Raw genomic sequence first — 19,152 nt, 5'->3', positions numbered from 1 at the left:
CGAGCGTTCATCTCAGAAGACTATGACGCTTCGCGCTCGCTCGCCTCTCCGCATGGCGTCGAACGCCTCGTTGACCTCGCTCAGCTGGATGCGTTCGCTGATGAGCTTGTCGACGGGAAGGCGCCCTGCGAGGAAGAGCGCGGCGAGCTTCGGGAAGTCGCGTCCCGGCACGGTCGAGCCGTAGTTGGTGCCGATGAGGCGCTTGCCGGTCTCTGCGAGGGCGAGCGCGTCGAACGACACCGGGGCATCCGCGGGCGGGAGTCCGACGATGACGGCGGTGCCGCCCGGCGCGATGAGGCCAGGCAGCGACTCGATGGTCTGCACGCGGCCGATGGCCTCGAACGCGTACTCGGCACCACCGCCGGTGATCTCCGCCACCTGGGCCGCGAGGTCGGGGCCGGGAACGATCGTGTGGGTGGCGCCGAGCTCGCGCGCGGCGGAGAGCTTGTCCTCGTTGAGGTCGACCGCGATGATCGGGTTCGCGCCGACGAGCTGCAGCCCCATGATGATGCTGAGTCCGACGCCACCGGCGCCGACGACCACCGCCGACTCCCCCGCGTCGACCTCGGCGTCGTTGACGACGGTGCCGACGCCCGTCGCGATCGAGCAGCCGATGAGGCTGGCCACGTCGTACGGCACCTCTTTCGGCACCTTGATGGCGGCCGACTCGGGGACCACCGCGTACTCGCTCATGGTGCCCGCGGTGAGGTACGGGTACACCGGCTCTCCGTCGAGGGCGAGCGGGGTCGTGCCATCCGGCAGCACGCATTCCTCGCTGCGGCTGCCCGTGCACACGTAGGCACGTCCGCTGAGGCAGGCCGTGCAGCGACGGCACGGGTAGAACCAGCTGAGGATGACGTGGTCTCCGGGTTCGACGTCGATGACGCCCTCACCGATGGCGACGACCTCGCCGGCACCTTCGTGGCCCATGACGGTGGGCGACGGCAGCTGCCAGTCGCCGTCGAGCACGTGCCGGTCGGAGCCGCACACGCCGGAGGCGCCGAGCTTCACGAGCACGGTCCCTGGTCCTGGTTCAGCGACCTCGATCTCGCGAATCTGGAGTTCGCTGCTTCCCTCGAAGTGAACTGCCGCTTGTGCGCGCATGGTCAGACCCCTTTCCGGGTGGTCGTGTGGTGTGTGGTCGTGGTCGCCGTGTCCGTGAAGGCCCCGACGCCGCGGCGTCGGTAGAGGAGCTGGGCGAGCAGCAGGTAGACGCCGCCCGAGAGCACGGTGGCGGGCGCGGATGCGGTGAGTAGCAGGAAGAGCGGGTGCGTCTCGAGGGTCACCGGGTTGTAGATCCACAGGTAGAAGGCGGCACCGCCGACGACGGAGGCGATGCCGGCCCAGTTCACGCCTCCCGTGAAGTGGTAGACGCTCTCGCCGCGGAGCTTGTAGAGGTCTGGCAGGCGCACCCACTGGCGTCGGAGCACGAAGTAGTCGGCGAGGATCGCGCCGCACATGGCGGCGAGGAAGGCGCCGGAGATCGTGACGAAGACCATGAACTGCTGGTACATGAAGTCGGGGAAGAACGTGAGGATCGCGGGCAGTACGAAGAAGGCCCCGCACAGGAGCGGCCAGGGCACGCGCCCGAGGAGGTTGCCGCTCGCCTGCCGGATGGCGAGCACCGTCGAGTAGACGATCGACGACATGCTCGTGATGTTGGCGAAGGAGATGAACAGCAGCATGAACGCGCCGAGGATCGGGCCGCCGAGGGGCAGCATCCAGACCGTTGGGTCGGAGTCGCCGAGCGTGAGGGCCGCCGCCATGCCGACGATCTGCGCGACGAGCGTGCCGACGATGAGGCCGGTGAACGCGGGCCAGAGGGCGGCCTTCGGGGAGCGGGTCATGCGCGCCATAGACCCCATGACGGGGTACCAGGAGAAGCCGACCGCGACGTTGAACTCGACGGCGAGCATGAAGTTGAGCTGCGACTCCTCGAACGGCGCGAGCGGTTCGGCGGCGAACAGCGCCTCCCACGAGGTGTTCGCGACGAGGAAGAAGAGCATGAAGACGGTGACGAGCACGAGGCCGGGTGCGACGAAGCGGTTGAGCTTGCCGATCGTGACGGGGCCGCGCGAGAGGATGAGCCAGGCGATGAGGATCGCGACGAGGCCCACCGCGGTGACGAGGAAGCTGCCTGAGCCGAAGTCGGTGCCTGCCGCCCCGTTGGCGACCTGCGTGACGGCGCGGCCGACCATGATCGCGAGCAGCGACGACCAGCCCATCTCGGTGACGAGGATGACGGTGAAGACCAGCACCCCGACTCCGATGAGCCCGAAGACGGGTCGGAGGATCGTGTACTGCTCGACCCCGAAGCGGGCGCTCGCTGCCGTCGCGGCCGGCACCATGATGCCGAGGCCGATGGCGTTGCCGATGACCATCGCGGCGATGCCGTCCTGGAATCCGACGAGCAGCGCCGTCGAGCCGCCGACGAGGAACGCCCACGTCGCGATCGCGAGGCTCAGATTGACCCAGCTGTAGTCCCAGCCCGACCAGATGCGTTCCTTCTTGAGGAGCGGCAGCGAGCCGAAGGTCGCGGCCTGGTCGAGTTCGGCGGATGCTCCCTCGAGCTTCCCCTCGACGCCTTCGCGCTTGGCGGCCCCGCTCACAGGATCACCACGAGCGCACCGACGGCCACGAGGGCGACGCAGGTCAGGGCGAAGAGTCCGATGTCGCGACCGCTCAGCGGGTCGTGTGCGACGTCACCTGCTTCAGCGCTCGCGATAGTGTCGAGTCGTCTCTTGAGATCGGCCGTGATCTCCGGGTCGCGCATGTCCATTGGGGGTCCTGCTCTCGTCGTCGAAACCAGATCAACCGAATTACTTTCGGTTTCGGCTATCTTGAGCGGTGTCCCCCACCGTGTCAAGAGCTATTCTCGGGGACATGACGTCGACACCCGCCAGGGTGAGACTCGACGGGCACCGAGACGATGTGAGGCTGGCGATGGCGCTGATTTCCGTACTGCAGGCACAGGGCGCCGTCGGCGCGATCGACGACAACCTCAAGGTGCTGCGCTCCTTCGCGGAGCGGGCCGCCGGAGACGGCACCGACATCCTCGTCACCCCGGAGCTCTTCGCGACCGGGTACGCGCCCGCGAAGGTCGCCGCCGAAGACGGCTCGGCCATCCGCGAGCGCATCGCGCAGATCGCCGCCGACCTGCGGATCGCGATCGTCGCATCCACCGTCGAGCACACGGTCGAGCGCTCTGCCGGGTTCGCCGCGAGCGCGACCACCGATCGCCGCTTCATCTCGGCGTCGCTGTTCGGCAGCGACGGGAACGAGCTCACCCGCTACCGCAAGTCGAACCTCTTCGGCGGCGAGGAGCAGGAGGTCTTCGACCTCGGAGATGCGCCCGCCGAGGTCGTCGAACTCGCCGGCCTGAGGGTCGCACTCGCCATCTGCTACGACATCGAGTTCCCCGAGATCGCGCGCCGCGCGGCCGTCGCGGGCGCCGAGGCGCTGCTCATCCCGACAGCCGTCCCCTCGACGGGCGACGTCGAGGGCGGGCAGCCGGACCACTCCTACAACGCCGAGGTCATCTCGACCCACATGGTGCCGGTCCGCGCCCTCGAGAACGGGCTCTACATCGCCTACGCGAACCACTCGGGCCCCGGATTCACGGGACTCAGCACCATCGCGAGCCCCTACGGCAACACGCTCGCCATGGCCGGCCGCGACGGGACGGAGCTGCTGAGCGCCCAGTTCCTGTCATCTGAGGTTGCGAAGGCTCGCGAGGTCAACACGTACCTGAAGGACCTGCGCCCGTAAGGCTGGCGCCAGGCGACGCCCGCCTCCGCGTGATCGCTGCCAGCCAGATGACCCCTCTGGAGCGCCCAGAACGGCACTATGGCTGGCGGCGATGAGCAGTCGCTGCCCTCCGCTCAGAAGCCGCGCGGGGGTTCCATCGCCCCGGACGAGGGCTCGTCAGGCTGTGCTCCCTCGCGGGCCGTCTTTCGGGCGCCCATCTCTCGGCCGAGCTGTCGCCCACCGATGGCGACGAACACGAGCCCGACGGCCAGCGACGCGATGCGGACCCAGACCGGAACGTCCGTGGCGAAGGCCGGGGCCGCGAAGATGAAGGTCGCCGCGACGAAGTACCAGACGGCGACCTGCTGGGGAGCGGCTTCCTGTTCGGGCTTCATGCCATCGACCCTACGGGCGGTAACTGGATGCGGCGTCGACGCTGCGAACGCCGGACACCAGCACCGGCCCTGGTCGCCATGGCTCAATGCTCGACAGCGCGCTCGACACCCGCCACTCGGCACCGAGTCAGGCGCGGCGCGTTAGCATCTGGCATGCTTCAGCGAACCCTCGGTCGTACTGGCCGCCCTGTGTCCATCGTCGGTCTCGGCACCTGGCAGCTCGGCGCCGACTGGGGTGACGTCGACGAGCGAGCCGCCCTGGAGGTGCTCGGCACCGCCGTCGAGCGCGGGGTCACGTTCTTCGACACCGCCGACGTCTACGGTGACGGCCGCAGCGAATCGCTGATCGGCACGTTCCGGCGCGAGAACCCCGACGTGGACGTGTTCGTCGCCACGAAGATGGGGCGGCGAGGCCCGCAGGATCCTGCCGAGTTCACGCTCGACAACTTCAGGGCCTGGACGGACCGCTCGCGCACGAACCTGGGCGTCGACACGCTCGACCTGGTGCAGCTGCACTGCCCGCCGACGCCCGTGTTCTCCAACGACGCCGCGTACGACGCGCTCGACATCCTCGTCGACGAGGGCTCCATCGCCGCGTACGGCGTCAGCGTCGAGACGGCCGACGAGGCGCTCGCTGCGATCGCCCGGCCGGGAACGGCCTCGGTGCAGATCATCCTCAACGCGTTCCGCCTGAAGCCGCTCGATCGCGTGCTGCCCGCGGCGCGGGAAGCCGGCGTCGGCATCATCGCGCGCGTGCCGCTGGCCTCCGGCCTCCTGAGCGGCAAGTACACGAAGGACACGACCTTCGCGGCCGACGACCACCGCACCTACAACCGCGACGGCAGCGCGTTCGATGTCGGGGAGACCTTCTCGGGCGTCGACTTCGCCACCGGCGTGGAAGCCGCCCGCGCGTTCGCGGCAGCCCTCCCCGAGGGTGTCACGCCGGCTGCGGCCGCCATCGCCTGGGTCGCGGCTCAGGACGGCGTGACGAGCGTCATCCCCGGCGCGCGCAACCCTGCACAGGTGGAGTCGAACACCTCCGCCGCGTCGCTGGAGCTTCCGGCCGGCCTCGACGCCAAGGTGTACGAGATCTACGATCGCTACTTCCGCGCGACGGTCCACAACCGCTGGTGAGCTTGCGTCCGCGGAGCGCATGCTCCGCGGACGTCTCGACGTCACATCGGCGAGTTACGCGGATGCCTCCGCGAGCGCCGTGCACTTCGGGCAGAGGCCGAAGATGTCGACGACGTGCCTCGCCTGCGTGTAGCCGTGCTCCGCGGCGACGCTCGCGGCCCACTGCTCGACGGGGTCGGCCGTGATCTCGACGGCCGCACCGCAGTTGCGGCAGATGAGGTGGTGGTGGTGCTCGCCCATCTCGCAGGCGCGGTAGACGACCTCACCCTCGGCGTTCTGCAGCGAGTCGGCCTCTTCGCTCTCGCTGAGCGCACCGAGCGTGCGGTACACGGTGGCGAGTCCGATGCGCTCCCCCGCGGCCGACAGCCGCTGGTGCAGCACCTGCGCACTCACGAACTCCGGCGATTCGGCCAGGGCTCGGCGCACGGCCTCCCGCTGTCGGGTGTTCCGCTTGACGGGGGCCGCGGGAGCCTCGGCGGTGGTGCCGCTCTCCTCGTTCGTCTCGTCGCTCATGTCAGCCGACGATACCCGGGGCGGATGCGCGATGCGAGACGCCCTGCGCGAACCGCTGCGTGATCCCCTTCGCACACAGCGCGACCACGAAGATCGCGACGGCCGCCAGCGCCATCGAACCGCCGGCCGCGAACGACAGCGACCGCGAGACCTGCAGCCCGACCACCGCGGCCGTGACGCCGAACACGCAGGAGAGGGCGAGCATCCACCCGATGCGCTTGGTGAGCAGCCGAGCCGCGGCGGCCGGGGCGGCGATCATGGCGATCGCCAGGATCGAGCCGATCGCCGGCATCGCGACGACCACGGTGAGCGTGATGAGGGCAAGCGCGACGAGATCCCACGTGCCCTCGCGGAAGCCGGCGGCGCGGAAGCCGCGCGCGTCGAAGCTCGAGAACAGCAGCTGCTTGCCGAACAGCGCGTAGACGAGCGCGACCACGACGAGGGCCCCGCCGAGCAGCCACACGTTGGTGGGGTTCATGGCGAGGATCGACCCTGTCAGGTACGAGTCGACACGCACCGACTGGCCCCGGTTGAGGGACGCGAACAGCATGCCGAGCGCGTAGCCGAAGCTCAGGATGATGCCGGCGGCGACCTGCTTGCCCTGCCTCGGCACGCGCGACAGCGCCGCCATGAGCGCCACGAGCAGCAGACTGAAGATGGATGCGCCCACCACGATATTGATGCCGGCGACGGCCGCGAAGACGCCGCCCGGGAACGTCGCGTGGGTGAGGGCGACCGTGTAGAAGGCACGCTGCCGCAGCAGCACGAGCACGCCGACGAGGCCGCTGAGGAGACCGACGAGCGTGCCCGTGAGGAGCGCGAGGGAGAAGTAGTCCACGGCTACGAGACCACCTCGGCGCGCGTGGGCTCGGCGGCGCGGGGCGTGCCGGCGCGGGGCGTGCCGGCGCGGGTTGCGGCTGCGCGCCGCCGTCCCCGATCGGAGGAGCCGAGCGCGGCCAGCCTCGTCACGGCGACGACCACGAGATACAGCGCGACGAGCACCAGCACGAGCACAGCGCTCGGGGAAGCCTGGATGCCCGCATCCAGTGACAGCCAGAGTCCCGCCCAGAGACCCACGAGTCCACAGCCGACCGAGACGAGCAGCGAGACGGCGACGATCGCCCACACGCGCCGGACGACGAGGCGCGCGACGGCCACGGGCACGATCAGCAGCGCGAGGACAAGGAGATTGCCGACCGCGCGCGCGGCGGCGACGACCACCAGTGCGATGGCGACGTTCAGCGCCAGCTCGTAGGCGAGCACCCGCAGCCCGGAGGCCTGCGCCTGCTTGCGGTCGAAGGAGACGAGCAGCTGCTCCTTCCAGGTCGCGAGCACCAGGACGATCGCGGCGCCGCCCAGCACGCAGATCGCGACGATGTCGCCGCTCGACACGGTGAGGAGCTGCCCGAACAGCAGGTGCTCGAGGCCCGAGGCGTAGTCGACGCTGCGCGAGACGATGACGATGCCGAGCGAGAAGGCGCCGGCGAGCACCACCGCGATGGTCGCATCCGAGCCGATGCCCTTGGACGTGGCGATCGTCAGCGCGACCGTCGCGAGGAGGGCCGCGATGCCGGCGCCGACATAGACGCCGTCGGTGCCAGCGGCGATGAAGCCGATCACCACGCCGGGGAACACCGAATGCACGAGCCCATCACTGAGGAACTCGAGGCCGCGCAGGGCGAGGGCCGTGCCGACGATGGCGCTCGCGACGGCGAGCACGATGATGGCGATGGCCGCGCTCTGCACGAACGGCAGCTGCAGCAGGACGGAGAGGTCGGTCACACCCGGGCCCGCTCGTGCTCGTCCGCGTCGTCGCCACCCGGCGCGCACAGCGTGCCATGGGCGCCGCCGTGCGCTTCCGTGTCGGCGGACGTGCCGGAGAAGGCGGCCGCGAGCGCCGCATCCGTCAGCGCCTCGGAGATCGGACCGCCAGCGATCTGCCGCCCGTTCAGCAGCAGCACGTGCGAGCACACCTCGTGGGCGAGCTCGAGGTCGTGCGTCGAGACGACGATGCCGACGCCCGTCTCGCGGAGGCGAAGCAGGGTCGCGATGAGCGCGTCCCGGTTCGTGCGGTCGAGGCCGTTGAAGGGCTCGTCGAGCAGGATGAGCTTGGGCTCGGTCGCGAGGGCGCGTGCGAGGAGGGCTCGCTGGCGCTGCCCGCCGGAGAGCTCGCCGAACGTGGTCTTCGCGAGCTCCGTCAGCCCAACCGTCTCGATCGCGCGCCGAACCACCTCGCGGTCAGCGGCGCCCGGCCAGCGGAACAGACCGAGGCGACGGTAGCGGCCCATCATGACCACCTGGCTGAGCGAGACGGGGAAGTCGGGGTCGATGTGCGTCGACTGCGGCAGGTAGCCCACCTCGGAAGCGCGAGCCCCGGGAGTCGTGCCGAGCACCTCGGCGGTGCCGGACGTCGGCAGCAACCCCAGGAGCGACTGCAGCAGCGTCGACTTGCCGGCGCCGTTCGGGCCGAGCAGCGCGACCGCGTCGCCCTCCCCCACCTCGAACGACACACCGGTCAACGCAGGCGCCTCCCTGCCGTAGGCAATGGAGGCGTCGCGGTACGAGACGAGGGGGCTGGGAGACGTCACTGCTGAGCGAGCACCTCAGGCACGTCGGTCGCTGTCGCGCCCCAGGATTCGATGATCATCTGAGTATTGTGCACCGTCGCGCCGACATACGTGCCAGTGGGGGTGCCCGGCTCGCCGAGCGCATCCGTCGCCAGCGCCTTGTCACCCGAGAAGACCTTCGCGCCGGTCTGCGCCGCGATGGTCTCCGCGTTCTGCGGCGAGAGCTGCGTCTCCGTGAAGATCGCCTTCACGTTGTGCTCCTTGATCTCGGCGATGAGGGCGTCGATCTCGGCCGCGCTCGGCTCTGCGCTGTCGTCGAAGCTCGGCATGATCGAGCCGACGAACGTGATGCCGTACTGCTCGAGGTAGTAGTGGAGCGCGTCGTGGTTCGTGACGACGACCCGATCGGCCTCTGGCACCGCGTCGACGTTCGCGGCGATCCACGTGTCGAGCTCGGTCAGCTCGGCGTCGTACGCGTCGGCGTTCGCCTGCACCGCGGCGGCGTCGATGCCGGGCAGCTCCTCGAGGTGCGTCGCGATCTCGGTCGCCATGAGCTTCGCGTTGGCGGGCGAGGTCCAGGTGTGCGGGTTGCCTTCACCCTCGGCGTGCTCGTGACCGTCGGCCTCGGCGGTGGTCTCCTCGGCGTGCGAATGCTCCTCGCCCTCCGCGTGGCTGTGCTCTTCGCCCTCAGCGTGGTCGTGGCCTTCTTCGGCGTGCGCTTCCTCGCCGTGGTCGTGCTCGTGGCTGCCCGAGAGGGTGACGCCGGCGGATGCGTCCACGACCTCACCCGCGTATCCGCTCGACGAGACGGCCGCGTCGAGCCACTCCTCGAGGCCGGCGCCGCTCGAGACGACGAGGTCGGCCGAGCCGAGCGCGACGAGGTCGGCGGGAGTTGGCTCGAAGCTGTGCGCGCTCATGCCTGGCTGCAGCAGCTGCGTGACCTCGACGTTCAGGCCGTCGGTGAGCTCACGCGTGAAGTCGGCGACCTGCGTGGTCGTCGCGACGACCGTGAATGCCTCGCCCTCCGCCGTGGGGGCAGCGGATGCATCGGTGCCGGCGGCCGGACCGGAGCACGCGGCCAGGGCGAGCGTCGAAAGTCCGGCGAGGGCGATGAGGGAAGAAGTGCGGAGGTTCACCAGTGGAGTGTAAAACGTACTGAGAATCAATGTCAATTACACTCGGGCCGCTTCGGCCAGAGTTGTGGGTGGATGCGCCTCCAGCGGGCACCAGAGACGTCGCGCCACAACTCTGTGCGACCCGGGGGACGCGTCAGCGGCCGGCGGCCCGCAAGAGCAGGGCCTTCACCTGCTCAGTCGAGCAGCAGCGCGGGCTCTTCGACGATCGTCGCCACGTCGGCGAGGAAGCGGCTCGCGACGTCGCCGTCGACCAGGCGGTGGTCGAACGAGGCGCCGAGGGTCGTCACCATGCGGGGGCGCACCTCGTCTTCGAACACCCACGGCTTGAGCTTGATCGTGCCGAGTGCGAGGATTCCGACCTCGCCAGGGTTGATGACGGGCGTGCCCGTGTCCATGCCGAAGACGCCGATGTTGGTGATCGTGAACGTGCCGTCGCGCATCTCGGTGGGCGGCGTCTTGCCGTCGCGGGCGCGGTAGGTGAGCTGCTCGATGGCCTGCGCCAGCTGGTGCAGGGTCATGGCGTGCGCGTCCTTGATGTTCGGCACGATGAGCCCACGCGGTGTCGCGGCGGCGAGGCCGAGGTTCACGTAGTGCTTGATGGTGTACTCCTCGTCGGTCCACGCCGCGTTGACGGTCGGGTTGCGACGGATCGCCCACATCACGGCGCGCGCCACGATGAGCAGTGGCGAGACCTTCACGCCGGCGAAGTCGGGCGACGCCTTGAGGCGCTTCACGAACTCCATCGTGCGGGTCGCATCCACGTCGGTGAAGAGCGTGACGTGGGGGGCCGTGAACATCGACGACACCATGGCGTTGGCCGTCGCCTTGCGCACGCCCTTGACGGGGTGCTTCTCCTCGCGCACCTCGCCCCAGATGGGGGTCTCGAGGTTCTTGAAGACGCTCGCCTGCTGCGCGTGGCGGATGACGTCGTCGCGCGTGGTCTCACCGGCGAGGCCGGTCGGCTCGACCTGCGACAGGTCGACGCCGAGGTCCTTCGCGAGCTTGCGGATGGGAGGCTTCGCGATGATCGGCGATGCGGATGCGGCGGGCACCGACCCGGGCCGGGCCTGCGGCTGCGCTCCCCCGGCGACCGGTGCGGGAGCCTGCGCGGGCGGGCGGTGCGACGGCTGGGCAGGAGCCGGGATCTGCGCGGGGCGCGTCGGCTGGGCCGGCGCCGCGGACTTCTTGCGGCGACGGGTGGTGGGCGCGTCACCGAGGCCGTAGCCGACGAGCACCGAGTTGGCGCCAGACTCGGCACCCTCGGTGGAGACGGTCGAAGCCGCATCCGCCTGAGCCGCGTCGAACTCCTGGTCGGCCACAGGAGCCTCTGGTGCCGCGGCGGGCTCCTCGGCGCCGCTGCTGGCAACTGCAGTCTCGATGGAGAGGATGTGCTTGCCCACGTCGACGGTCTGGCCTTCGCTCGCGAAGAGCTCGACGACGCGACCTTCGAAGGGGCTGGGCAGCTCGACGATCGACTTGGCGGTCTCGATCTCGCACAGCGTCTGGTTCAGTTCGACGGTGTCGCCGGCCTTGACGTGCCAGGAGACGATCTCGGCCTCGGTGAGTCCCTCGCCGACGTCGGGGAGTTCGAAGTTCTCGGTGCTCATATGCGTGCTGTCTCTATCTGTGCGTGAGGGTGCGTGCGGGCGTCGGGTGCCGAGGTCAGTACTCGAGCGAGCGGTCGACGGCCTCGAGGATGCGGTCCGCGTCAGGCAGGTAGCTCGCCTCGAGCTTGGCTGGCGGGAAGGGCACGTTGAAGCCCGACACGCGAAGCACCGGAGCTTCGAGCGAGAAGAACACCCGTTCCTGCACGGTCGCGGCGATCTCCGAGCCGATGCTCGCGTTCGAGGGCGCCTCCTGCGCGACGACGAGGTGACCCGTCTTGCGAACGGATTCGACGATGGGCGCGTAGTCGATGGGGCTCAGCGAGCGCAGGTCGATGACCTCGATGCTGATGCCCTCGTTCTCAGCCACAGCGGCGGCCTGCAGCGCGACGGCGGTCATGGCGCCGTGCGCGACGACCGTGGCGTCGGTGCCGATGCGGGCGACGCGGCTCGCGTGCATCCCGGCTGCGGGCCCGCCGAGGCTGACCTCGCCCTTCTGCCAGTACTTGCTCTTCGGTTCGAAGAACATGACGGGGTCGTTGCTCTTGATCGCCTGCTGGATCATCCAGTACGCGTCGTTGGGCGTCGACGGGGAGATGAGGCGCAGGCCGGCGGTGTGCGCGAAGTACGCCTCAGGGCTCTCCTGGTGGTGCTCGACGGCGCCGATGTGCCCGCCGTACGGCACGCGGATGACAACCGGCATCTGCAGGCGGCCCTCGTTGCGATTCGTGAGCTTCGCGAGCTGCGTCGTGATCTGGTCGAAGCCGGGGAAGATGAACCCGTCGAACTGGATCTCGCACACGGGCCGGTAGCCGCGCATGGCGAGGCCGATGGCCGTGCCGATGATGCCAGACTCCGCGAGCGGGGTGTCGAGCACGCGGTTCGCCCCGAAGTCGCGCTTCAAGTGCTCGGTGACGCGGAAGACGCCGCCGAGCGTGCCGATGTCCTCGCCCAGCTGGACGACCTTGTCGTCGTCCTCCATGGCGCGGCGCAGGCCGGCGTTGATGGCCTTCGCGAGGGGCATGGTGACCGTCTCTGGCGCATCCGCCTCAGGCCCGCTCTGCGTGGTGCTCGTGGCGACGTCGGTCATCGGCTTGCCTCCTGGTTCGCGGCCTCGTCGAAGGACGCCTCGTATCGGCGCAGCCACTGCTTCTCTTCCTCGAGCTGCGGGTGCGCGTCGCTGTACACGTTGTCGAACATGGAGTCGTTGTCTGGCTCTTCGATCTCGAAGACGCCGCGGCGCACGTCGGCCGCGTAGTCCTTCGCGGCCTCGTCGACACCGGCGAAGAAGTCCTCGCCGACGCCCTGGCCGCGCAGGTAGGCGGCGAGGCGGGCGATGGGGTCGCGGCGGCGCCACGACTCCTCCTCGTCCTTCGTGCGGTACTTCGTGGGGTCGTCGGTCGTGGTGTGCGCGCCCATCCGGTAGGTCTCGGCCTCGATGAAGCCGGGGCCGCCACCCGCGCGGGCCCGCTCGAGGTGCGAGCGTGTCACGGCGAAGCTCGCCATGACGTCGTTGCCGTCGATGTGCGTCGAGGGCATGCCGAAGCCGCCCGCGCGCTTGTAGAGCGGGTTGTTCGCCTGCACGGAGACCGGCACGGAGATGGCCCACTGGTTGTTCTGCAGGAAGAAGACGAGCGGCACCTGGTAGCTCGTCGCGAAGACGTAGGCCTCGTTGGTGTCGCCCTGGCTGGTCGCGCCGTCACCGAAGTAGACGACGGTCGCCTCGTCCTTGTCGAGGTCGCCGGTGCCTGTGGCACCGTCGAACTTCTGGCCGAGCGCGTAGCCGGTGGCGTGCAGGGTCTGCGAGCCGATAACGAGCGTGTAGGGACGCACGCCGTGACCTTCCGGCGACCATCCGCTGTGCGTCACGCCGCGCAGCAGGCGGAGCACGTCAACGAGGTCGACGCCGCGCACGAACGCGACGCCGTGCTCGCGGTAGGAGGGGAACACCGCGTCCTGCGGGCGCATGGCGTAGGCGGAGCCGATCTGCGCGGCCTCCTGACCTTCCGCCGGGACGTAGAGCGACAGCTGGCCCTGGCGCTGCAGCATGGTCGACTCGCGGTCGAATGCTCGCACGTAGCTCATGTCGCGGTACGCGCGCAGGTAGTCCTCGGTGCCGAGCAGCTCAAGCTGCTCCAGGAAGGGCTCGGCGGCCTTCGTCGGCTTCACCTCTCCCTCTGGAGTGAGGATCTGCACGGTCTCGTCGCCTGGAGTCACGTCGTGTGGCGCCTTCCTGCTGTTCCGATCCCGAATGCGGTTGCCCGAGATTTCGCCAGTCTAGTTCTCCGCCCCACCGCGATTCAGGAGAAATCCTCCAACAGTTCGGGCGGACCCTGCACGAGATGGACGAGGGCATACCGTCAGCCGACCCAGGCCGTTCTCTCCGGCATCAGGGAGAATACGGGTATGCGAGCCCTCTTGAGCATCATCATCAACGCCGTCGCCCTCTGGGTCGTGACCCTCATCCTGCAGTCGCACGTGCAGGTGATCCCGTTCGAGGACTCGACGTGGGGCGTCATCGGAACGCTCGCGCTCTTCGGCCTCATCTGGGGTGTCGTGAATGCCGTGGTCGGCGGTTTCGTGCGCGTCGTGGCGTTCCCCCTGTACATCCTCACGCTCGGCCTCATCTCCTTCATCGTGAACGGCTTCCTCTTCTGGCTGGTCGGTGTCATCAGCGAGAGCATCGGCTTCGGCATCGAGGTCTCCGGCTTCTGGTGGGCGGTGCTCGCGGCGCTCATCATGTCGGTCATCACGTCGATCCTCGGCGCCTGGGTGCGGGGTGCGGACTCGAAGTTGAAGAGCGACAAGCGCCGCCGCGAAGACTGACCCCGTCGCTCAGAGCTTGATGTCGTCGGGCTCGAGGTTGCTGGTGATCGGCGCGAACTTCTCCTCGAGGAAGCGGTTCGCCTCGTCGAGCGCGGCGTCCCGGTCTGGGAGCGGGTTGAGCCTGCTCACTGTCGAGAGCGTCGTCTCTTCGAGTTCGAACCCCTCGTAGGCGTCGAGAAGTTCGGCCCGCGCCCTCTCGAGGGCCTGGTCGCCGCTGGCGTCTGCCAACCCGGCGGTGTCGAGGTACCTCGTCTGCGAGTGCGCCGCCAGCGGGTCGTCGCCCATCGGCGCCAGGGCGTCGGCGTCCGCGACCACCACCGTCGAATCCGAGCCGTCCGGCGCGATTCCCTGCAGGCCGACGATCGGGTCCTCCCGGTGCTGGATCTCGATGATCGGAGCTTCCCGCCCGCTTCTCCCCTCCTGCTTCTGCAGCTCTGCTCGGAGCCTTTCCGCATCGATAGGGCCTCCGATGGAGACGAGGCCCTTCGTGTCGAACTTGCCGGTGCCGGCGATGGCCGCCGCGACGAGCGCGCCCTGCGAGTAGCCGGCGAACACGACCGCGTCACCCGGGTCGATGCCAGCGACGTCCATGGCGGCGAGCACGGCTGAGACCGACTGCGCGTCGATACCCGCATAGGCGGCGAGGTTGCCGGCGAGGTCGAACGGGTTCCCCGTCGTCCCGTAGGCCTGGTTCGAGGTCCCCGTGATCGCAACCTCGTAGAGCTGCGCGCCGTCCGCGTCCACGTAGCTTGTGATGCGCACCTGGGGCCCGCCGTCGACGGATGGCGGGATGGCGGCGACGAGCTCGTGAAGGCCGGCGGGCGGTGAGGTCCGCCCGTCAAGCGGGACCGCGGTGCTCGTCACACGGAAACGATCGCTCGGGACGAGACCGACGGCACCCGCACCCGCGAGCGCCCACGACACGAGAGTGCTGCCGTCAGCTCCGTGCACGGGCGGAAGACCGAGAAGGCCAAGAGCGAAGTCGTCGGCGTTCTCGACGGTCACGCGAATGAGGTCCTGGATGCGCGGGTCGCTCAACGTGGGCGCGTCGCCGGACAGGGCTACGACGGCAGCGATGCCGGCCGCTGGCCCGAGGAGCGCGACCGTGAGCGGCACCGAGCGGCCGAGCGCGTTGGCGATGCTGGAACCGACTGCGTCGACCACGGCCCGGGAGAGGACCTCGGCACGTTCGTAGAGCTCAGCGGCGAGGAGGATGCGGTCGCTCAGCGAGGAGAGCTGCAGTTCGAGCGGCGCTCCTCCATAGAACGCCACCTCGGCTTGTGCGGACGAGGCCGCGAACGACAAGCCGGATGAGCTCAACCAGGCGTTCGGGGGCATCCACTCCTGCGCGGCGAGGATGGAGCGCAGCGCCGTGAAGTCCACCGCGAAGAGACCGGCGCGGGCGGCGACGGCTCGGACGTCTCTCGCGCCGATGACAACAAGCTCGCCACTCACCGCGCGCTCAGCCCCGCGGATTCGAGGGCGAGGGCGTCGTGCACCGATCGGTAGTCCTTTTCTGCGAGCACGGCCGCGGTGGCGGCGAGCGAGATCGCATCGGCGAGCAGTCCCGCCTCGAGCGCGAGGCACCGCTGCGCAGGCGAACTCCACGTGTCCGAGTTGGCGAGCAGCCTGAGCCCAGTACAGATGTCGCGAGCCCCGGAGTCGAACGCCTGCAGTGCTCGAGCATTGTCGAGAGCCACCTGCTGCAGTTCTCGGAGGATCTGCGCTCGGACGGCGTCGACGGCCGGCAGGGTGGGGCCGATCACCGGCAGCGCGATGTGAACGGTTGGCATGGTCTCTGGCATTGGCTGCCGTCCTCTCGTTCTTCGAAGGCTTCGATCCTCGAACGCGAACGCGCACCAGAACGGATGCACCGGCTGCGGTGTGCACAGCGTCACGTCCACAGGCGAATGGTCTGCAGAGTGGGGCCGGGTTCAGCGTCGTCGGAGAAGAGCGGATGAACGGGCACGCGGATGTGCGCGGAATGCGTGACAATGGGCGTCATGGCGAAAAACAGCAGGGACGCGGTCTTTCGCATCATCTTCGTCTGCACGGGCAACATCTGCCGCTCCCCGATGGCCGAGGTCATCTTCCGCGACATGGTCGAGAAGCTCGGGCTGGGCAGCGCCGTCAGCATCGCCTCTGCCGGCACCGGGGAGTGGCACGTCGGCGAGAAGGCGGACCCCCGCACGCAGTCGGCGCTCGAGCGGGCCGGATTCACGGCCGAGAACCACCGCGCGAAGCAGTTCGAGGTCGACTGGTTCGACACGTTCGACCTCATCGTCACCTTCGACCGCGGCCAGCGGCGCATCCTCAAGGCGTGGGCCTCCGACGACGAGCAGCGCTCGCTCGTGCAGCCGCTGCTCACGTTCCACCCGGCGCCTCCAGGCGGGATCACGGAAGTCCCGGACCCGTACTATGGCAACGACCAGCTCTTCGACCACGTGCGCGACATGATCACGAGCGCATGCGAGGAGCTTCTTCGCCAGATCGAGCCCGTCGTCCGGTCGGCGCTCACGTCGCGCGCCGGATCGTCCTCATCCCAAGGAGCACAATGAGCCCCCTCCCTCCCCAGATGCTGAGTCCCCTCGACTCGCGGTACCGCAAGAGCGTCGAAGGTCTCGGCGAGCACCTCTCCGAGGCCGCCCTCAACCGGGCCCGTGTGCACGTCGAAGTCGAGTGGCTGCTGTTCCTCACCGACCGCGAGATGTTCGGGTCGCACAAGATCGATGAGGACAAGGCCGCCGCGTTGCGCGCCGTCGTCGCCGACTTCGGGCAGAAGGACATTGACGAGCTCGCCGAGGTCGAAGCTCGCACGCGCCACGATGTGAAGGCCGTCGAGTACTACGTGCGCGCCCGCCTCGAGGAGCTCGGGCTGAGCGAGCTCGCCGAGCTCACCCACTTCGCCTGCACGAGCGAGGACATCAACAACCTCTCGTACGCCGTCACCATCCGCGACGCCGTCACCGACGTCTGGCTGCCTTCCGCTTCTGGGCTCGCGGACCGCATCGCCGAGCTCGCCGTCGAGCTCCGGGATGTTCCCCTACTCTCGCTCACGCACGGCCAGCCCGCGACGCCGACCACGCTGGGCAAGGAGCTCGCCGTGTTCGCGCACCGCCTGCGCCGCCAGCTGAAGCGCGTCGAGGGAACCGAGTACCTCGGCAAATTCGCCGGCGCGACCGGCAACTTCGCGGCGCACCAGGCGGCGAGCGCCGACACGAACTGGGAGCAGCTCGCCGACGAGTTCGTCACGGGTCTCGGCCTCAGCTGGAACCCGCTGACGACGCAGATCGAGTCGCACGACTGGCAGGCCGAGCTGTACGCCGACGTGTCGCGCTTCAACCGCATCCTGCACAACTTCTGCACCGACGTGTGGACCTACATCTCGCGCGGCGTCTTCCGCCAGATCCCGCAGGCGGGGTCGACGGGTTCGTCGACGATGCCGCACAAGATCAACCCGATCCGCTTCGAGAACGCGGAGGCGAACCTCGAGATCTCGAGCGCCCTCCTCGACTCGCTCGGCTCGACCCTCGTCACGTCTCGCCTGCAGCGCGACCTCACCGACTCGAGCGCGCAGCGCAACATCGGTGTCGCGTTCGGCCACTCGCTGCTCGCCCTCGACAACGTGACGCGCGGCCTGCGCGAGATCGCGGTCGACGAGGAGCTGCTCGCGAACGAGCTCGACGGCAACTGGGAGGTGCTCGGCGAGGCGATCCAGACCGTCATCCGTGCCGAGATCGTCGCGGGTCGTTCATCCATCGCCGACCCCTACGCCGTGCTGAAGGACCTCACGCGTGGCCGCCGCATCGGCAAGGCCGAGCTCGTCGAGTTCGTGACGGGCCTCGACATCGGGCAGGACGCGAAGGACTCGCTCCTCGCGCTCACGCCCGGCAGTTACACGGGCGCCTCGTCGCGCCTCGTCGACCACCTGAGCTAGATCGGGCCTGAGCTAGACGCTCAGCCCGGTCCGGCAACTACTTGCTGGAGGGGGCCTCGCCCGACGTCGTCTCGTCGAGCGGGGCCTCTTCTGCGTCTGCAGCCGGGGCGGATGCGGGGGCGCCCGTTGTCGGCGTCGGATTCTGCTCCGCAACAGGCTCGGCGGTTGCTGTGGGCTCGGCGGTTGCTGCGGGCTCGGGAGCCTCGGAGTCTGCGACGACCGGCTCGCTGCGCTCGGCTTCGTCGGCCGCCCGCTTCGCCGCACGGCTCTCCTCACCCTCGTCGCTGCGCGAGACACCCTGCTCGGCGTTCTCGAAGCGGTCGAGGTAGATCTCGGCGTCGGGGTTCGGCGAGTAGGAGAGCACGAGCATCGCGATCACGAGGATCGCTGCGATGAAGGCGACCCCGGCGAAGACGAGGGCGAGCACGAAGTCCTGCGTGGTGAGCAGCAGGATGAGGAGCACGAATCCGGCCATGACGGCGGAGATGCCGAGCAGTTCGAATGGCTTCAAGACCGCGCGGCGCTTGGGTTGTGTCACTGGGGAATCAGGCTTTCTTGGTGAGTTCTGGCTCGGCGGCCGGCGCATCCGCGAGGATGCCGCGAAGGGTGATGCCTTCGATGACCAGCAGCACGCCGAGCACGGCGAGGTACGCGCCGACGTAGCCGACGGTCTGCACGGATGCGGTGAGGCTGCCCTCGACCTGCTCGAGTCCGCCGTAGTCGACGCGCAGGTCTGGTGGGATGATCGCGACGAGGAGTCCGAGCAGCACCGTGATGGCGCCGGTGATGAGGACCTCTCGGGAGAAGAACTTGGTGGCGCGGCCGACTCGGGCGCTGATGAGCTCGAGCGCGCCCGTGACGAGCGCCCAGGTCGCGACGGTCGCGATGAACGCGGCCGGGGTTGCGTGCTCGATCTCGGCCGTGCCCATGAAGAGGGCGAAGCCACCGGCGAGGGCTGAGACGACGGCGCGCACGAAGGTGAGGGCGCGGGCCGGGTGGTCCTTGAAGCCGACGGCCTCGAAGCCGATGAGCACGCCGGATGCGAGCGCGAACGCCCCGAAGGTGATGAACCCGAACGAGGCCGAGTGGTCCTGCGAGAAGGTGATGACGGCGGCGATGATCAGCGCGGGCACGGCGCGGGCGATCATCGACATCCACAGGCGTTCCGGTACCGCGGTGGGCCCCACTTGCATCGTCATCGTTCGCTCCTCACGATCTGCGGCCAGTCTACCCAGTGGGTCGTGTGTGGCTCCCCGGCGGGTCAGGCCGTCACCGTGTTGCAACCTGGGCTCG

Annotated in this window: 21 protein-coding genes; 5 read left to right on the top strand and 16 right to left on the bottom strand. The window is 69.1% G+C overall.

Features of this window, described 5'->3' with window-relative positions; genetic code table 11:
* Nucleotides 1–12 precede the first annotated feature (12 nt).
* Genes HDC34_RS01425 through HDC34_RS01415 form a run of 3 tightly spaced genes read right to left on the bottom strand, consistent with a single transcriptional unit; the run spans nt 13 to nt 2,779 of the window.
* Entirely contained in the window at nt 13–1,104 is a 1,092-nt protein-coding gene (locus tag HDC34_RS01425; protein WP_179555545.1) for an alcohol dehydrogenase catalytic domain-containing protein, read from the bottom strand.
* Nucleotides 1,105–1,106: 2 nt separating this feature from the next.
* Nucleotides 1,107–2,609: a cytosine permease gene (locus HDC34_RS01420; protein WP_179555544.1), complete on the bottom strand. Its 1,503-nt coding sequence runs from the start codon at nt 2,607–2,609 to the stop codon at nt 1,107–1,109.
* Nucleotides 2,606–2,779 (bottom strand): hypothetical protein, encoded by a 174-nt coding sequence (locus tag HDC34_RS01415; protein WP_179555543.1) that lies wholly within the window; start codon nt 2,777–2,779, stop codon nt 2,606–2,608. Before HDC34_RS01415 ends, HDC34_RS01420 begins: the two co-directional genes overlap by 4 nt.
* A gap of 104 nt (nt 2,780–2,883) precedes the next feature.
* Here HDC34_RS01415 and HDC34_RS01410 point away from each other — a divergent pair, with 104 nt between their 5' ends.
* Nucleotides 2,884–3,768: a nitrilase-related carbon-nitrogen hydrolase gene (locus HDC34_RS01410; protein WP_179555542.1), complete on the top strand. Its 885-nt coding sequence runs from the start codon at nt 2,884–2,886 to the stop codon at nt 3,766–3,768.
* A gap of 113 nt (nt 3,769–3,881) precedes the next feature.
* Here HDC34_RS01410 and HDC34_RS01405 read toward each other — a convergent pair whose 3' ends face one another.
* Complete coding sequence (locus tag HDC34_RS01405) at nt 3,882–4,142, bottom strand: hypothetical protein (RefSeq protein WP_179555541.1); 261 nt, start codon at nt 4,140–4,142, stop codon at nt 3,882–3,884.
* Nucleotides 4,143–4,295: 153 nt separating this feature from the next.
* On the opposite strand from HDC34_RS01405, the gene HDC34_RS01400 reads away from it, so the two are divergent.
* A complete protein-coding gene (locus HDC34_RS01400; RefSeq protein ID WP_179555540.1) occupies nt 4,296–5,276 on the top strand; it encodes an aldo/keto reductase in 981 nt (326 codons plus the stop codon).
* Between the two features lie 54 nt (nt 5,277–5,330).
* Here HDC34_RS01400 and HDC34_RS01395 read toward each other — a convergent pair whose 3' ends face one another.
* The 8 genes from HDC34_RS01395 to HDC34_RS01360 all read right to left on the bottom strand — a co-directional run bounded on the left by HDC34_RS01395 (nt 5,331) and on the right by HDC34_RS01360 (nt 13,313).
* Nucleotides 5,331–5,789: a Fur family transcriptional regulator gene (locus HDC34_RS01395; protein WP_179555539.1), complete on the bottom strand. Its 459-nt coding sequence runs from the start codon at nt 5,787–5,789 to the stop codon at nt 5,331–5,333.
* 1 nt (nt 5,790) lies between these two features.
* Nucleotides 5,791–6,627, bottom strand: a complete 837-nt coding sequence (locus HDC34_RS01390) for a metal ABC transporter permease (protein ID WP_179555538.1) — start codon at nt 6,625–6,627, stop codon at nt 5,791–5,793.
* Nucleotides 6,628–6,629: 2 nt separating this feature from the next.
* Entirely contained in the window at nt 6,630–7,571 is a 942-nt protein-coding gene (locus tag HDC34_RS01385) for a metal ABC transporter permease (protein WP_179555537.1), read from the bottom strand.
* The gene (locus HDC34_RS01380) at nt 7,568–8,377 is read right to left on the bottom strand and encodes a metal ABC transporter ATP-binding protein (RefSeq protein ID WP_104313370.1); all 810 of its coding nucleotides are present in this window, start codon (nt 8,375–8,377) and stop codon (nt 7,568–7,570) included. The genes HDC34_RS01385 and HDC34_RS01380 overlap by 4 nt, the downstream gene beginning before the upstream one ends.
* Nucleotides 8,374–9,492, bottom strand: coding sequence for a metal ABC transporter substrate-binding protein (locus HDC34_RS01375; RefSeq protein WP_218854856.1), 1,119 nt, complete (start codon nt 9,490–9,492; stop codon nt 8,374–8,376). Before HDC34_RS01375 ends, HDC34_RS01380 begins: the two co-directional genes overlap by 4 nt.
* A gap of 173 nt (nt 9,493–9,665) precedes the next feature.
* On the bottom strand, nt 9,666–11,099 hold the full coding sequence (locus tag HDC34_RS01370; protein WP_179555536.1) for a dihydrolipoamide acetyltransferase family protein: 1,434 nt from the start codon (nt 11,097–11,099) through the stop codon (nt 9,666–9,668).
* Nucleotides 11,100–11,154: 55 nt separating this feature from the next.
* Entirely contained in the window at nt 11,155–12,120 is a 966-nt protein-coding gene (locus HDC34_RS01365) for an alpha-ketoacid dehydrogenase subunit beta (protein ID WP_104313497.1), read from the bottom strand.
* A gap of 62 nt (nt 12,121–12,182) precedes the next feature.
* Complete coding sequence (locus tag HDC34_RS01360) at nt 12,183–13,313, bottom strand: thiamine pyrophosphate-dependent dehydrogenase E1 component subunit alpha (RefSeq protein ID WP_104313376.1); 1,131 nt, start codon at nt 13,311–13,313, stop codon at nt 12,183–12,185.
* Between the two features lie 189 nt (nt 13,314–13,502).
* Between HDC34_RS01360 and HDC34_RS01355 the strand changes: the two genes are divergently transcribed.
* Nucleotides 13,503–13,922, top strand: coding sequence for a phage holin family protein (locus HDC34_RS01355; protein WP_179555535.1), 420 nt, complete (start codon nt 13,503–13,505; stop codon nt 13,920–13,922).
* Nucleotides 13,923–13,931: 9 nt separating this feature from the next.
* Here the strand turns inward: HDC34_RS01355 and HDC34_RS01350 are convergent, their stop codons facing one another.
* Entirely contained in the window at nt 13,932–15,377 is a 1,446-nt protein-coding gene (locus HDC34_RS01350; protein WP_179555534.1) for a hypothetical protein, read from the bottom strand.
* A complete protein-coding gene (locus HDC34_RS01345) occupies nt 15,374–15,727 on the bottom strand; it encodes a hypothetical protein (protein WP_179555533.1) in 354 nt (117 codons plus the stop codon). The genes HDC34_RS01350 and HDC34_RS01345 overlap by 4 nt, the downstream gene beginning before the upstream one ends.
* Before the next feature lie 198 nt (nt 15,728–15,925).
* On the opposite strand from HDC34_RS01345, the gene HDC34_RS01340 reads away from it, so the two are divergent.
* On the top strand, nt 15,926–16,480 hold the full coding sequence (locus HDC34_RS01340; protein ID WP_306455441.1) for a low molecular weight protein-tyrosine-phosphatase: 555 nt from the start codon (nt 15,926–15,928) through the stop codon (nt 16,478–16,480).
* Complete coding sequence (gene purB / locus HDC34_RS01335; protein ID WP_179555531.1) at nt 16,477–17,859, top strand: adenylosuccinate lyase; 1,383 nt, start codon at nt 16,477–16,479, stop codon at nt 17,857–17,859. Before HDC34_RS01340 ends, purB begins: the two co-directional genes overlap by 4 nt.
* Nucleotides 17,860–17,896: 37 nt before the next feature.
* On the opposite strand, the gene HDC34_RS01330 is transcribed toward purB, so the two are convergent.
* A complete protein-coding gene (locus HDC34_RS01330) occupies nt 17,897–18,397 on the bottom strand; it encodes a hypothetical protein (RefSeq protein ID WP_179555530.1) in 501 nt (166 codons plus the stop codon).
* Between the two features lie 7 nt (nt 18,398–18,404).
* A complete protein-coding gene (locus HDC34_RS01325) occupies nt 18,405–19,058 on the bottom strand; it encodes a hypothetical protein (protein WP_179555529.1) in 654 nt (217 codons plus the stop codon).
* Between the last annotated feature and the right edge of the window lie 94 nt (nt 19,059–19,152).

This window comes from Pseudoclavibacter sp. JAI123 (assembly GCF_013409665.1).
Classification (GTDB): domain Bacteria; phylum Actinomycetota; class Actinomycetes; order Actinomycetales; family Microbacteriaceae; genus Pseudoclavibacter.
Note: the sequence above shows the minus strand (reverse complement) of the source record. Positions and strands in the feature narration are given on the sequence as shown.